The sequence below is a fragment of the Algicella marina genome, assembly GCF_009931615.1.
Lineage (GTDB): Bacteria > Pseudomonadota > Alphaproteobacteria > Rhodobacterales > Rhodobacteraceae > Algicella > Algicella marina.
Window position 1 is genome coordinate 2936372 of the sequence record NZ_CP046620.1, and the last position, 14369, is coordinate 2950740.

Here is a 14369-nt window from a genome sequence, read left to right on the forward strand (position 1 = left end):
CTAGGGAGTGATCTTTTTTTCCCGGCGCATTGAGCGATCCACCCAGCAATTAACCGTCCGCATGATCTATTTCAACGAATGCCACCGCAAATGGTGGCAGCTTCACGGTCGTCGATTCCGACTTCGACGCGTTATCCAGCCAATCTGCAGACTTGGTGGCCGCGTCGAATGTTTCGGTGTCAAGCCGGACTGACACGGCCTGACCACTGATTGAAACCTCCCGCGCCTCGCCACTCAGATTGGCAATCATTGCCCGTTTTGTTGACCCGATCATGGCACCATATGCGGCCAGGCCGTCGGGAACGCCATTGAACACAAGGCGCGCATGTCCCGCCATCGCGCCCGCTGCTTTCACCACATGATATATCGGATAGACAGACCGCCCTGCCCCGTCAAAACCCTCCTGCGGACAATCCGCGGGCTCGTAAGTCAACCCAAAGGGACCAGCCGGAGAGCCGAGGCAGATCGCCTCGACATTGCTGCCTGCGGTCGCCGCCAGAACCCCAACGGAGTAGGCCGCTCCGAAGAGACCCCGGTGACGGGGATCTATCCGCGCCATTGTGCGGCGTACTTGATTAGGGTTCTCGGCGACTGCTGCGCCGTACGGATTGGACCGCATCCCGATGCTGGCAAGACCCAACCGATAGGGACGACCGTTTGAAAGGGCTTCGGCGCTAAGGAATATCTGCGGCAACGTCTCCAGCGTTTCCAGAACCGACATGTCGTCGCCCGCATGAACGAGAGGCGTCAGACTGTGAGTCACGTAGTCGCATCGGGACATGTCGGGACGACAACGATTCAGTTCCGTGAAGTTCGTCATCATGCCGCCGCCGACCTTGGATTTCGGGAACGCCGCCCGCACCAGATCCAGCATGTCGTTCGGTGTTGCGCCCTCCGGCCACGGCCCCACCGGCTGATGGCTTGCCAGATAGCTTTCACGCAGGGCAATGACGTGCGCGGGCGTGATCCGCTCGGTCGCCACTCTCTTGGCCACCCGTTGCAAGCTGTCTTCGACGTCCGCATTGTCGGGGACAACGACTTCAAGATCGACAGTGGGGTAACCGCGCGCAAACGCCGCCATCTCGTCCAGATCAGCCGCATCCTGAAACACACGCATCAGGACGTAGTTCGCTTCTGGTGGTGCCGTTGTTTCCCGAAGTGGAAGCCAGCCGCTTTCGAGCGCCAGACCGATCTTTGGCGAAAGTGCGCCAGAAGGCACCAGTTCCAACATCGAGTTGCCGAAAGTGTCATCGGAAGTGGCAGCATCTCCGGAAAACGACATTCGAACCGATTGCCGCGTCGGCCCCGTGATGTCGTAGGTGAACGGATGAACCAGAGGTACACAATAGGTCTTGAACGACGCGTCAGACCAATTGCGCTGGTCTTCCATTTCAAAAGTTTCGCCATCGAACACGATATCGACCAACTGGCCATCAATGCCATAAGTCAGGCCGGCAATATCCTTCACAGGCTGGTCGGGACGGATCAGTTCGGGAAACGCCGTCTGCTCCTCTGCTCCGTCCGAATGTGTAACTTTCAATTTCGCTCCTGCAACACCCCTGATCGGGTGTAGAACGGTGAACCCTGCCCGGTTGGTCGCGAATGCGCCGTCCTTCGGTGTCATCGTCAGATCAGCTTCGAGTGCGCCAGTCGGTTTGACCTTGATGTGCACTTCACAGACCATCCGACCATCACCTACCGAGAATGTCAGGTCGACCGTGCAGCCATCGCTTTCGTCAATGACCTCTTTCTGGATTTCCTCCGGATATGTTCCCCAATTTTCGTCGCGGATCGGCCAGGCCAAGGCTCTGACAAGTTCGGTACCATGCCAAGCAATGCGGCGAATGCCATCTGACGAATAGAGAAATGACAGCGGTCCAGCCGACAGCTTGCGCAAGACCTGTAGCGGTTCGCCGGTCCCGTAGATCTTCAGTTTGTCTTCCGAGCACACCACATCCGGCCTCCTAAAGGCGTTCTAAAGAATGCTCATTATACCAGTTTGGAGTATTGGTCAAAGCCACTGGGGGCCCTGCCGCAGAGGCAGATTCAGGTGGCCCGTCGGGGTGCGAACATATTGCGTGATCGGTCCAGATGGCTGCGCATCTCATCCACCGCGCCGTCAGGATCATTGGCCGCGATACGATCAATGAGCCGGGCATGTTCGTTCAGCGTCGTCTGTTCGTTGCCAGACCAGTGCAGCAGGGCTGTGTGATACTCCTGAAGCCAGCGCAACATGGCGCTCGATGCCGCGGTGACTACTGGGTTGGCAAGGATGTTCGCGATTGCGGTATGAAATGCCATGTCCGCCTCGATGAAGCTGCGAACATCAAGATCGCCGGTCAGCTGCGATTCCTGCTCGGCCAAAAGTTTTCGGAGCGTGACGACATCTTCCTCCGTTGCCCGTTCCGCAGCGGTTCGCACGATGCCCAGTTCGAACATGCGTCGGGCTTCCTTGAGATGCTCCAGGTTCGCGGGAACCGCGTCGAGAAGGATGTTCGCCACCATGTCGCTCTGGTCGAGTACAAGGTTTGCGGACAGCTCGTTGACCTTGCTGCGTTCGCCGTGACTGATCGTTATCAGGCCTTGTGTATGTAACGCCTGCAAAGCCTCGCGCACTGCCGGCCGTCCGACGCTGAACCTTTCCATCAAGGCGCGCTCCGAAGGCATGTAATCGCCGGGACTAAGCTCACCGCTGCGGATCATCTCTCTCAGGCGCTCAAGCACCTGCTCTGAGAGCTTCAACCTGACAATCTTTTCTTCGCCTTTTACTGGCGCGTCGTTCGGCATGTTCCGGCCTGCTTTTTTAATTCCACATCTTAAGCTATGGCACTGAAAGTCATTAATATCGACAACTGATCTCGTTTACCTCCCAATGAGCCGGTATTGATCAAGACTGATATGATGAGGTGATATATCTATAAGCGGCCAAACTGCCAAGAAATTCAATAGGCCTCTGGTCGCGTGGCTCGGCGATGACTTCACGGGGCCGCCGCCGTTGTGGAATTCCTGAGCTTCAGTGGACTGCCCTCGATCCTCTATCTCTCGCTACCAGACGCCAAATCCCTGCAGGCAAAGCGAAGGGTGTGATGGCATCGGAATTGCCACACTGGCCCGCTCGCAATCTCCCGGATGGATGGAGGAGGCGCTTCCACCCATCCTCGAATTTCTGGATCGAACCGATATCGAGTTTATCCACTGCCTTGGGAATTGATACGCTCGAAGCCGTTGCCACCACCATTCCCGGCGCCGCGATCAACGGAGCTCGGGCAAGAGGCAAGCTGGACGGTCTTGAGAACGCCTTGAAGGGCGGCCAAATGGGCTCACCTAACCATTTCGGCTGGGGGTGCGCGACGGCGGGGGTGAACGCGGCTGATGCCTGCCCCAGTCGATTTATGATGCACCGAGATCGCTTGACGCATGGCGTCGATGGCATCCGGTGCCGGCGCCTGATGTCGGGCCTGGGCAACGTCAATCTGGTTCGCCACGCGTCTTCTCGCGAATCTCTCCCGCGAAATGCGGCCCGTCCGCATGATGCAAAGCTTGGTGAAATGGCCGTGCCATCTCAGTCAATGCGGCCTTTTCCAAACCACGACTGCACAAACACAAATCCTGAATAACGAGCTTAACCATTTGATTTAGCGTGTATAATCGGCTGCGCCAACGATACAGAACGGCATACGCCACCGGCCTCTTAAACGCGGAACAGCGTCAATTGACGATGTGAATATATACAACCATCGCAAAAAGTGATGTACTCATCATATCAGTTCGGAAGAAACTGGGGTGACCGTTCGGCCAAATGCGGCCGCAGCAATCGGTTCGTGAACAGTTTGGGAGGATACAATGCGAACAATGAAACGCCTCGGCTTCGTTGTCGGTGTTTGTGCTTTAATTACGAGTGCCGGATTAACGTCGTCAGCTTTCGCGCAGGCCAAAGAGGCACCTACGGTTGCGCTCAGCAACGCATTTCTGGGAAATGCCTGGCGCCGTTCCATGATCACCGCTTTTGAGGAGGCGGCAGAAAAGGCGGAGGCCGATGGGCTGATAAGTTCTTATCAGGTCTCCAACGCTCCCGGTGAAAACTCGGCAACCGAGCAGATCGCGCAGCTAAAGGCGCTTCTGCTCGATCAACCGGACATCCTGCTGGTCAACCCGGCATCTCCGTCCGCGTTGAACCCGACGCTGCAGCAAGCCTGCAATCAAGGCATCGTGGTCGTTGTCTTCGATAGCGCCACCGATCTGGAATGTGCTTATCTGGTCACCAACAGCTTCGGTGACTGGGCACGACTTTCGACGCAGGCCATCATCGATGGCATCGGCGGCAAGGGGAACGTGATACTTGCGCGCGGTGTGCAGGGCTCGCCGCCCGAGATCGAGATGTACGAAGTCCAGAAGGCCATGCTCGAAGACAACCCGGATGTCAAAGTTGTCGCCGAAGTTTTCACTTTCTGCGACAGCGCCAAGGCGCAGGAAGCGCTTCTCGGTACGATCGCCAGCCTTCCGGATGTGGATGGCGTCATCGGCTGCGGCGAAGGATTGGGCGCCGTGCAGGCGTTCCAGACTGCAGGTCGTGAACTGCCGGTCGTGGCCTTTGCGCCCAGTGGCCGCGCGCTTAAATTCTGGGGCGAAGGAAACGGCGCTCCAGGTTCGGTCGCGGTCATGTCCGACCCCGGCCAGGGTGTCGCCGCGCTGTTCACCGCGATCAACATCTACCAAGGCGAAGACGTGCCTCGCATCACGATCTTCCCGCCGGTTGTGGTTAGCGACGACCAGCGTGACGCCTGGATCGCGGCTGTTGATGACGACGAAATCGCCTCATGGCAGTGGACCAAGGATCTCGTGGACGCACAGATCAAGGCGAATGTTGACGACAACGTCGAAGGCGCCGCATTGCCGCCGGTTCCGGTGAGATAACAGCAGAAGGCCAGCGCCTGCCACCCGTGGGCGCTGGCCTGAGACCCTTCACCAGCGAATTTTGCATGATGAACAAGAAGGTTACCGATCGCGGTCCCCTCGTCCGGGTTTCCCACGCGGTGAAGACTTATGGCCCGACGACGGCACTATCCGGCGTGAACCTCCATGTGAACTCTGGCGAGGTTCTGGGCATCGTCGGCCATAACGGTGCAGGCAAGAGCACCCTGATGCGTATGCTTTGCGGAATTGAATCTCTCGACTCCGGCTCAATTGACTTCGCAGGTATGTCGACACGCGGTCGCAACGGTTTTCCTGATGTCCGCATGGCCTATCAGGAAGGGTCGCTCGCCCTCGAATTGAGCGTCAAAGACAACATCTTCATGTCGAGCAGTCGCTGGATGCCACGTTTGCACTGGCACCGCTTCGCCGCCGATCGCGCTTCGGCGCGACTGAATGAGATTTTTCCGGAAAACGGAATCAAGCCCGCCGATTTTGTTGATGACCTTCCGATTTCGGACCGCCAGATGGTCGAGATCGCGCGCGCCACGATCACCGACAAGTTGCGCCTGCTGATCCTCGACGAACCGACAGAGTCGCTTGGGCGCGAGGCGGTTGAGCAGCTATATACGTATGTTCGCAAACTCAGGGACCAAAATGTGGCCATCGTATTGGTGTCGCACCGCCTGAGAGAGATCCTGTCGGTCTGCACCCGGATCGCCGTAATGAAGGACGGCGCCGTCTCTTCGATCTGCAACGCAGAAGATGTGACCGAACGCGATCTTTTCCTCGCAATGGGCGGCGAGGTGGTCGCGGTCGATGCCAGTGGAGGTCATCAAAGTGCGAATGAAGCCAATCGTCCTGTTGCCGCCCGTGTTCCGATGGAAACCGTAGACGGAGAACCAGCTGAGTTCATCGCCCGTGAAGGCGAAGTAGTCGGTCTGGCGGGTATCGCCGGTCAGGGGCAGGAACGTGTGCTCGAACGGCTCTGGCGTGGCGCTCGAAACGATGTTGAGATTGGCCTCAAACGCGCCTATGTGCCCGGAGACCGCCAGAGGTCGGGCATTCTCCCTCTTTGGAACGTCGCTTCGAACCTGACCATCTCGGCACTTGCGGGATTAAGCCGGCGCGGCATCCGCCAGACCGACAGAGAAGGCGAACTCGTGGCAAACTGGATCGACCGCCTGAAGATCCGCGGTGGCGCGGCCGCCGCAATCACCGGTCTCTCCGGGGGCAACCAGCAAAAAGTCATCGTCGCTCGGGCTTTTGCCTCCGACGCCAAAACCATTCTGCTGGATGACCCCTTCCGAGGCGTAGATATCCATACCAAGGCAGAGCTTTACCAGTTGATCCGGACCGAGGCCGAGAAGGGGCGGACCATCATCTGGTACTCAAGCGAAAATTCCGAAATGCAACATTGCGACCGTGCCTATGTGCTGCGTGCCAACAAAATTGCCGGTCAGTTGCAGGGCGCGCAGATCACGGACGAACGCATCATCGCCATGTCGTTTGCAGAAGCCAAGGATGCCGCCGCATGACCGATGTAGACATGCCCCGCCCGGAAAGTGCTCTGCCGCGCGGCTTTGTCCGCCGCACATTCCCCAGCCTGCTGACACTGGGCGCTATGATCGCGATCCTGTTGGTCTGCGGAGCCATTCAGCCCCGCATCTGGTCCCAGGGCGGCATGACGCTGATCATGTCGCCAATCGTGGCGCTTGCCATCGCTTCGATGGCGCAGATGGTGATGATGAGCATCGGCGATATCGATCTTGGCATCGGTTACTTCGTCGGCATGATCACCGCCATCGTCGCCACGCTTTTGCGCGACGCACCGCTTCTCGGCGTGCTCGCCCTCACGGCCAGCATCGGGGCATATGCGGTGATGGGAGCGCTCGTCCAATTGCGCGGCGTTCCCTCGCTCATCGCCACGCTTGGTGCGTCCTTCATCTGGCTTGGCGTAGGTCTCTTCGCACTGCCCGTTCCCGGCGGCATGGCCCCGGACTGGCTTTTTGCTTACACGATGTGGCAGCCGCCATTGCTGATCCCGGCGCCCATCGTCACGATGGTTCTCGCAACAGCCCTCACCTGGGTGGTGATGCAAAGAACCTCACTCGGCGTCCGATTCCGTGGTTTGGGCAGCAATCCCGTTGCACTCGCGCGTTCCGGAGCCTCGCTCCTGCGCACCCGGATGCTGGCCTACGCGACAGTGGGCGTACTTGGAGTGCTGGCGGGCCTGACATTGACGGCGGAGATCGGCGGCGGCGACGTTAACGCAGTGCCCGGCTACACACTGACGACAGTAGCCGCAGTCATCCTTGGTGGCGGTATGTTCACAGGCGGCCGCGCGGTTGCATGGGGAACGCTGTTCGGCTCGGTCACATTGGGCCTGCTCACCGTGTTGCTGACCCTGCTACAATTTTCTTCGAACCTTCAGCCGGCCGTGCAAGGGCTGATTGTGATCGCGGTTCTGGCCGGCCGTCTGGTTGTGGAGCGTGGCCTGCGATGAATTCCTTCAGTAATATCTCCTTTCCGCCCTGGAGCTGGTCATTTCTCGCCGCCTTTGTCGTCCTGATCCTGACATTCATGGTCTCGGGCGGCGGTGGCATACAGACGCTGACGCTCGCCTTCACCATCGCGCCATACCTCGTGCTGGTGGGCCTGGGCCAGATGCTGGTCATGTGCACCGGCCCGGGCAATATCGACGTTTCCGTGGCCAAGGTCTTCTCCCTCGGCGGTCTTCTGTCAATCGCGGTAGGGGACGCGACGGGATCATGGGTGCTCGGGCTTCTCGCGGCCCTCGGTGTGGGGCTGGCCATGGGCGCGATCAGCGTCACCGCTATCCTGCTTATCCGCATTCCTCCCATCGTGGCGACGCTTGCGACAAGCCTCATCGCATCGGCCATTTCGCTGACGCTGGCCAAGGGGTTTCAAGGCTCCGCCGATCCCGCGCTGAGGGGTTTTCTGAACTGGGCACCGATGGGCATTCCCGCCTTCGCTATTGCCGTCCTGCTCTTCACATTTGCCGTGTCCTTCGTGCTGACTCGGACAATATGGGGCCGCCAGGCCCTGGCTTTCGGACAGGCACGTCGCGCCGCGGAATATGCCGGAATCAGCGCTGTCAGAATACATGTCCCGGTCTATCTGTCCTGCGCCATGCTGGCGGCCCTGGCCGGAGCCCTTCGCGCTTCCTTCTCGGCCCCGAATGTGGAGCTTGGTAATGACTACCTGCTCGACTCCATTGCCGTCGTCGTCATCGGTGGCACGCTCATCACCGGCGGCCGGGCGGTTCCGGCAGGCGTGTGGGGCGGCGCCCTGTTCTTCATCCTTCTCGACGGGCTTCTGAACCTCGTTGGCTGGAATTACGCAGGTCAGAACGTGCTCAAGGGCTTCCTCGTGCTGTCGGTTCTATTCCTGGCCAACGGCGCCCCGCTTCTCCACAGAAAGTCATCGTCGCCAGACGAAGAAGAGGATCGCGCGTCCATTCCCGCAAAACCACCTGCCAAACCGGCGAATAGCAGGCCGCAATCATGACGCGGCAGATCCCCGGCGCGGCCATCGGGCTCGAAGGTCTGGTTGATCCTTCCGAGCCGCTCGAAATCGTCGCGACCGGCTCGATCTGGAGCGAAGGACCGCTCTGGATTCCCGCCCGGAACTGCCTGCGCTGGAGTGACATTCCGAACAATCGGATACGCGAATATGACGCGGCCACCGGCGAAGTCACCGACTACGCCACCGACGTGGAATTCACGAACGGTCGCACGCTCGACCTCGACGGCAGTGTCGTCCAGTGCTCGCACGGCCGCCGCCGGGTCGAACGCGACCGCGGCGGGGTTGTCACATCCATTGTCGACGAATGGAACGGCGTCCGCCTCAACTCACCCAACGATGTCGTCATCGCCCCGGACGGCACAATCTGGTTCACCGACCCTGCCTACGGCATTACCGAAGCCCGCGAAGGCCATCCCGGCGAACGCGAATACGGTGACCATTTTGTCTTCCGCCACAATCCGACCGACGGAACAACCTTGCCTGTCGTAATCGATGTCGAGGAACCGAATGGTCTCGCCTTCTCTCCGGATGGATCGCTGTTTTACGTCGCCGACTCGTCCTCGGTGCGCAAACCTCCAGGCGTCGGTAATAGCGACATTCGGGTTTACGACGTCCACGAAGGCCTGCGCTGCAAGAACGGTCGCCTGTTCGCTCACATCGACGAAGGTTTCCCGGACGGCATTGCTGTCGACATGTTTGGAAACGTTTGGTCATCTAGCGAGATTGGCGTAATCGTCTTCGCTCCTGATGGCGCCGAACTTGGTCGGATCCTCGTGCCGGAGTTGACCGGAAACCTATGCTTCGGAGGCGTTGACGGGCACAGCCTGTTCATTGCCGCGAGCACAAGCATCTATCGGATTGCGACGATGACGTCCGATGCCTGGGCGGGGCGGCCCCGCAAGCGGTCTGCACCGGATCGTTGAACAAGCGCGAAATCAACACCGCTGCACATTGAGCAACGTCATCGAGGACAGGTGAACTTCAAGGGGGCACTCCATTTGCGCGCCATCCTGTCTGCCGCCACCGCGAACGTTTCCGCGCTGATGATTCTTGGCGCCCCAAACCTCCACGGCGCGGAACTACCAGCGCACATCGAAGTCCCGCACGACTGCTGCAACCTGATCTGCCGTCAACGCCCTCGGCCGACATCCGCGCGTCAAGAGTGCCAGTTTCGCGGTTTCTTCCAGTTCTTCCATCGCGAACACAGCAGCCCACAGGTCCTTCCCCGCCACTACCGGGCCGTGATTTGCTAACAGAACTGCGCTCCTTCTGCCCGCGAGGCCCCGGACGGCATCGCCCATGTTTGGATCTCCGGGCAGAAAGAACGGCAGAAGTTTTACTTTGCCCAATCGCATGATGGAGTATGGCGTCAGCGGAGGCAGCACATTGTCCGGGTTAATTTCCGGCAGCATCGACAAGGCAACGGAATGCGTGGAATGCAGATGCACCACCGCGCCTGTTCCCGTTCTCGTGTCGTAGAACGCCGTATGCAATGGCACTTCCTTTGTTGCTGCGTCTCCGGAAATCAATCTCCCTTCTTCGTCGAGATGACTGAGCCGCGCTGGATCGAGAAACCCCATCGCCCGCCCCGTCGGCGTCACCAGCAGAGTCCCGTCTGAAAGGCGGGCTGAAATGTTACCCGAAGCGCCGCAGGTCAGGCCGCGATCGAACATCGATTTGGCGAGCGTGCAGATGTCTTCGCGCAGCTTGGCCTCTTCGCTCATCCGTCGGACTCCATCAGTTGCAGCGCCTCGGAGAAGAACGCCTCCCCGCCAAAGTTGCCCGATTTCAGCGCCAGCGCCATCTCTCCGTGCCGGACAAGCGGCACGCCCGGAGCAACTCTCGGACCGATCTTCAGTTCGCGTGCGCCCAATCCGGTTACGACCGCTCCGGAGGTTTCTCCTCCAGCCACAACCAGCCGCCGCAATCCGCGCGCGGAAAGTTCGGCAGCCAGATTTGAGAAGACAGTCTCGATTGCCTCGGCGACATTCTCTCGCCCATAGGTCTTCTGCGCGGCACGCACCTCGTCCGGGTCGGCAGAGGAATAGATCAGCGGCGGACTACTCTGAGCCATCGCCCAATCGGCCAAGCCGGTCGGGCTCACGTCGCCACGCACCACAGCTTCGGCTTCGAGTTTCCTCGCAGGCGCAACCTTGCGGTATGCGGCCACCTGTCCACGTGTCGCCAGGCTGCAGGACCCGGATATCACCGCGCCCGGTCCTCCGACGGAATCCCATGCTGGACGCTGCGGTTGAAAGCCGAAATTCTCCGGCAACCCCAACGCAATTCCTGACCCGCCACAGAGCAGCCTGATATCTCTGGCCGCCCGGCCGATGGTCCTGAGATCTGCGTCGGCAATGGCATCGACGATGACATGGGCACTTTGCGTCAGGCCGGACGCAACGGCCTCTTCGCCCGAACTGACAACCTGCGCACGGACATGGGCGACCTGACGCGTACTCTGAGCGGCCAGAACTCGCCGCAGGTCGGCGTCGGTCATCGGGGTAAGCGGATGATTTTCCATGCCGCTCTCGTTCAGAAGCCTGTCACCCACGAAGAGATGTCCCTGATAGACGCTTCGCCCATTCTCGGGAAACGCAGGACAGACCACGCAGGTCTCCGCGCCGATATGATCCGCCAGAGCATCCAGCACCGGACCGATATTGCCCGCCGGCGTGCTATCAAATGTCGAGCAGACCTTGAGAACGATCTGCTCGGCACCCTGAGACAAAAGCCAGTCACAGGTAGCCAGCGACTGCGCGACCGCTTCTTCTACCGGAGCGGTCCGTGACTTCAGGGCCACCACACCCGCACCCAGATCCGTGTCCGCCGGCTTGTCTGGCATACGGGCGAACAGCGAGACTGGCATCCCGCCCTCCGCCAGAGTGAGAGCAATATCGGACGCCCCGGTGAAATCGTCTGCGATCACGCCGATTTTCATAACGCGATTTTCTCCAACGGTCCTGCATTCAGTCGGAAGATGTGAGGCGCCATGACCGTGGGAAAATACTCCCTAACCAGCGGATCATGGCCAGGCACGATCAGATCGCGCTTCGAAGCCAACCGCTCAAGTGTCCCGAACCCTTCCAGCATGTCCTGTAAATCCACCACGATCGGAAACGGCTTCCGGGCGAAGGCGTTCTCGTAGAAATGGGCCGCGTCGGATGCCAGCACCAGCCAACCGGCCTGCGTCCGCACCCGCACGCATTGCAGCCCGCGACTATGGCCGCCGATGCAATGAACGGTGACGCCATCGGCGATCTGACCGTCCCCGTCGTGAAAAATCACCTTCCCCGAATAGAGCCGCCGGACCGCCTCGCAGACATGGCCCGCAGTGAACGGCATCCGCAACGTATCGTGGCACATGCAAGGCCCCGTCGCGTATGCCATCTCCGCCGACTGCATGTGCAGCGCTGCATTGGGAAACAGGTGCAGACCGCCAGCGTGATCGTAATGCAGGTGGGTGACGATCACCTGCGAGACATCCGACGGAGCAATCCCGAACGGCGCCAAAGCCGTGACCGGATCGAGACGGATCGGCCGCTGCCGTGCTGACGCTTCCTCTCCATCGTAGCCGGTATCGACCAGAATGATCTCCTCCCCGTTTCTCAGAAGCCACATGAAATAATCCATGGGGTGCGGGGCATCGTGGTTGTCGTCGAATATGAAACTGTCGGCCCGCACTCTTGCGTTCCGGTCGGCATATTTGACCGCGAAAACTTCCCAGTCGCTCATGATGCGACCATGTCATACGTCCGGATGTCCTTGTGCCCGACCAGTGACGAGACAGCGTTGTCGAACGCCTTGAAATGCGCACTCTGCAAATGGCCATCAAACGCCGCGCGGTCAGTGTAGAGCTCGTAGAGAAACACCTCGTTCCCGCGTTCGCTGTCAGTGCAGACGTCAAAGCGATGGCATCCCTCCTCTTCCGCAAGGGAGGTGCGGGCATTCTCAATCATCGCCGGAAGGAAGTCCGGCATCCTGCCGTCCCGGATCTGAAACGTGACGATTACGACAAACATGGCGCGGCCCCTCTTAGCGGAATATCTCGACCATGGTCATCGACACGGCCGGTACGTAGGTCACCAACAACAAAGCACTCAGCGCTGCGATGTAAAGCGGAGCCATCGAACGCGCGATGGACAATACCCCGTCGCCGGAGATGCGGGAAGCGACATACAATGTCGCCCCCACCGGCGGGGTGAACAGCCCGACCGCGACATTGCAGGTCATGATGACACCAAGGTGGACGGGATCGACACCGAATGTCTGCGCTGTCGGCAGAAACAACGGCGCGGTCAGCAGGATCGCCGGCACCGGATCAAGGACGAGACCGAGGATCAGCATCACGATATTGACCAGCAACAGGAACACCCAGGGGCTGCTCGACAGGTCCTGCACGAAGGCGACCAGAACCTGCGGCAGCTGTTCCAATGTGATGATCCAGCCCAGCACTGTCGTCGCACCGATCACCACCATGACCACCGCCGAGGTCACAAATGCGTCGATCATCAGCGCCGGCAGATCGCGCAGATTGAAGTCGCGGTAAACGACGATGGTCACGAACAGGCCATAGACAACCGCCAGCGCTGCCGCCTCGGTCGGGGTGACCCATCCAGTGAAAATGCCGCCGAGGATGAGAATGGGCATGAAAAGCGCCGGCGCGGTTCCAAGGAAGGAACGCCACAACTCGCCGCGCGTCGTCGTTTGCCCTCCCGGATCGCAGCCGGTGGATTTGCCGACCCAGTAACAAACTCCCATGAAGAAAAGTCCGAAGATAACTCCGGGGATCATACCCGCGAGGAACAGATCGGCGACAGAGACGTTCCCGACGAAGCCATAGATCAGCATCGGGATCGACGGCGGGATGATGATGCCGATGGTCCCGGCCGCCGCGACCAGCCCGGCCGCAAAGGGACGGTGATAACCCTCCCGCGCCATGTTCTTGATCATCACCGACCCGATGGCGGCGGAATCGGCAATCGCCGAACCCGAAATGCCGCCGAAGATCATAGACGCACCTACCACGACCATGCCCAGCCCGCCGGGCATGAAGCCAAAGGCGGCGCGGGCGAACCCGATAATGCGCAGACCGACGCCGCCGCGCGACATCAACTCGCCCGCGACGATGAAGAGCGGAATTGCAAGGAAGTGGTTCGGCTCCACGCCGCCGATGAAGTTCAGATAGACGGCCTGCAGTGGGTAGCCCGACAGGTCGAAGACGAAGATCGGCAGGATTGCGGTCAGCAGGATGGCCCAGACCAGAGGAATGCCGGCAAAGACCGTGACAAGGAAAACTGCGACGATGAAGAGCAGGATCATAGCGCCGCACCACCGTCTGAGTCATTCTGCGCCCAGCCCGCGGGGTACTGCCAGTCGCGGACGAGGTTGAAAAGGTGAAAGGCCAGGGCGCAGGCCATCCCCACGGGCATCGAGGCATAGAGCAGTCCCACGGGCCAGTAGAGCACCGTGGTTTTCTGCGCCCAACTGTGGCTTGCGATCGACACGCCGTACCAGATCAGGGAGGCGAGCATGGCAAGGATGATCAGGTCGATTACCAGCGCCAGCCAGGCCCGCGCCCTTTGCGGAACGAGATTCTCCACGATCTCGGTCACGCGCATATGCGCCCCGCGGGCCATCGCGGCCGCTGCCCCCAGAAACGTCGTCCAGAGCAGAAGAAATGCCGTGACCTCAAGCGACCAAGCCAGGTCAAACCCGGCAGCACCGCGCAGCAATGCATTGGTGAAAACAAGCGCCACGATGCTGACCCCGCCCAGGACCAGGCAGAAATCTATGATCGCGCTGAGTGCGCGCAGCGGCATGGGATAATGCGGCCGGTAGTCCATTTTGCCTGTCCCCGTGTCGTAGTGGCCGGCGCCGTCCTGAATGGCACGGCAGATCATTTTGAA

At 59.9% G+C, this 14369-nt stretch carries 13 protein-coding genes; 5 read left to right on the forward strand and 8 right to left on the reverse strand.

Going from position 1 to position 14369, the window contains the following annotated elements:
• Nucleotides 1–49: 49 nt before the first annotated feature.
• Together GO499_RS14480 and nanR are read right to left on the reverse strand one after the other, a co-directional pair.
• The gene (locus tag GO499_RS14480) at nt 50–1954 is read right to left on the reverse strand and encodes a D-apionate lactonase family protein (protein WP_161862842.1); all 1905 of its coding nucleotides are present in this window, start codon (nt 1952–1954) and stop codon (nt 50–52) included.
• Between the two features lie 92 nt (nt 1955–2046).
• Nucleotides 2047–2787 carry a transcriptional regulator NanR gene (gene nanR / locus GO499_RS14485; RefSeq protein ID WP_161862843.1) on the reverse strand — a complete coding sequence of 247 codons (741 nt, stop codon included), beginning with the start codon at nt 2785–2787 and terminating at the stop codon, nt 2047–2049.
• A 1065-nt stretch (nt 2788–3852) separates the two neighbouring features.
• Here nanR and GO499_RS14490 point away from each other — a divergent pair.
• The 5 genes from GO499_RS14490 (at nt 3853) to GO499_RS14510 (ending at nt 9383) form a co-directional block, all read left to right on the forward strand.
• Complete coding sequence (locus GO499_RS14490; protein WP_284154756.1) at nt 3853–4914, forward strand: substrate-binding domain-containing protein; 1062 nt, start codon at nt 3853–3855, stop codon at nt 4912–4914.
• 65 nt (nt 4915–4979) lie between these two features.
• The gene (locus tag GO499_RS14495) at nt 4980–6449 is read left to right on the forward strand and encodes an ATP-binding cassette domain-containing protein (protein WP_284154757.1); all 1470 of its coding nucleotides are present in this window, start codon (nt 4980–4982) and stop codon (nt 6447–6449) included.
• Nucleotides 6446–7417 carry an ABC transporter permease gene (locus tag GO499_RS14500; RefSeq protein WP_161862846.1) on the forward strand — a complete coding sequence of 324 codons (972 nt, stop codon included), beginning with the start codon at nt 6446–6448 and terminating at the stop codon, nt 7415–7417. Before GO499_RS14495 ends, GO499_RS14500 begins: the two co-directional genes overlap by 4 nt.
• Nucleotides 7414–8442 carry an ABC transporter permease gene (locus GO499_RS14505; RefSeq protein WP_161862847.1) on the forward strand — a complete coding sequence of 343 codons (1029 nt, stop codon included), beginning with the start codon at nt 7414–7416 and terminating at the stop codon, nt 8440–8442. Before GO499_RS14500 ends, GO499_RS14505 begins: the two co-directional genes overlap by 4 nt.
• Nucleotides 8439–9383: an SMP-30/gluconolactonase/LRE family protein gene (locus GO499_RS14510; protein WP_161862848.1), complete on the forward strand. Its 945-nt coding sequence runs from the start codon at nt 8439–8441 to the stop codon at nt 9381–9383. The genes GO499_RS14505 and GO499_RS14510 overlap by 4 nt, the downstream gene beginning before the upstream one ends.
• A 156-nt stretch (nt 9384–9539) precedes the next feature.
• Here the strand turns inward: GO499_RS14510 and otnC are convergent, their stop codons facing one another.
• The 6 genes from otnC to GO499_RS14540 are packed head-to-tail and all read right to left on the reverse strand — an operon-like array spanning nt 9540 to nt 14306.
• Nucleotides 9540–10184, reverse strand: a complete 645-nt coding sequence (otnC, locus tag GO499_RS14515; RefSeq protein WP_161862849.1) for a 3-oxo-tetronate 4-phosphate decarboxylase — start codon at nt 10182–10184, stop codon at nt 9540–9542.
• Nucleotides 10181–11401 carry a 3-oxo-tetronate kinase gene (gene otnK / locus GO499_RS14520; protein WP_161862850.1) on the reverse strand — a complete coding sequence of 407 codons (1221 nt, stop codon included), beginning with the start codon at nt 11399–11401 and terminating at the stop codon, nt 10181–10183. Before otnK ends, otnC begins: the two co-directional genes overlap by 4 nt.
• On the reverse strand, nt 11398–12195 hold the full coding sequence (locus GO499_RS14525) for an N-acyl homoserine lactonase family protein (RefSeq protein ID WP_161862851.1): 798 nt from the start codon (nt 12193–12195) through the stop codon (nt 11398–11400). The genes otnK and GO499_RS14525 overlap by 4 nt, the downstream gene beginning before the upstream one ends.
• Complete coding sequence (locus tag GO499_RS14530) at nt 12192–12482, reverse strand: putative quinol monooxygenase (RefSeq protein WP_161862852.1); 291 nt, start codon at nt 12480–12482, stop codon at nt 12192–12194. Before GO499_RS14530 ends, GO499_RS14525 begins: the two co-directional genes overlap by 4 nt.
• A 13-nt stretch (nt 12483–12495) precedes the next feature.
• Nucleotides 12496–13782: a TRAP transporter large permease gene (locus GO499_RS14535; RefSeq protein WP_161862853.1), complete on the reverse strand. Its 1287-nt coding sequence runs from the start codon at nt 13780–13782 to the stop codon at nt 12496–12498.
• Nucleotides 13779–14306 (reverse strand): TRAP transporter small permease, encoded by a 528-nt coding sequence (locus tag GO499_RS14540; protein WP_161862854.1) that lies wholly within the window; start codon nt 14304–14306, stop codon nt 13779–13781. The genes GO499_RS14535 and GO499_RS14540 overlap by 4 nt, the downstream gene beginning before the upstream one ends.
• Nucleotides 14307–14369 lie beyond the last annotated feature (63 nt).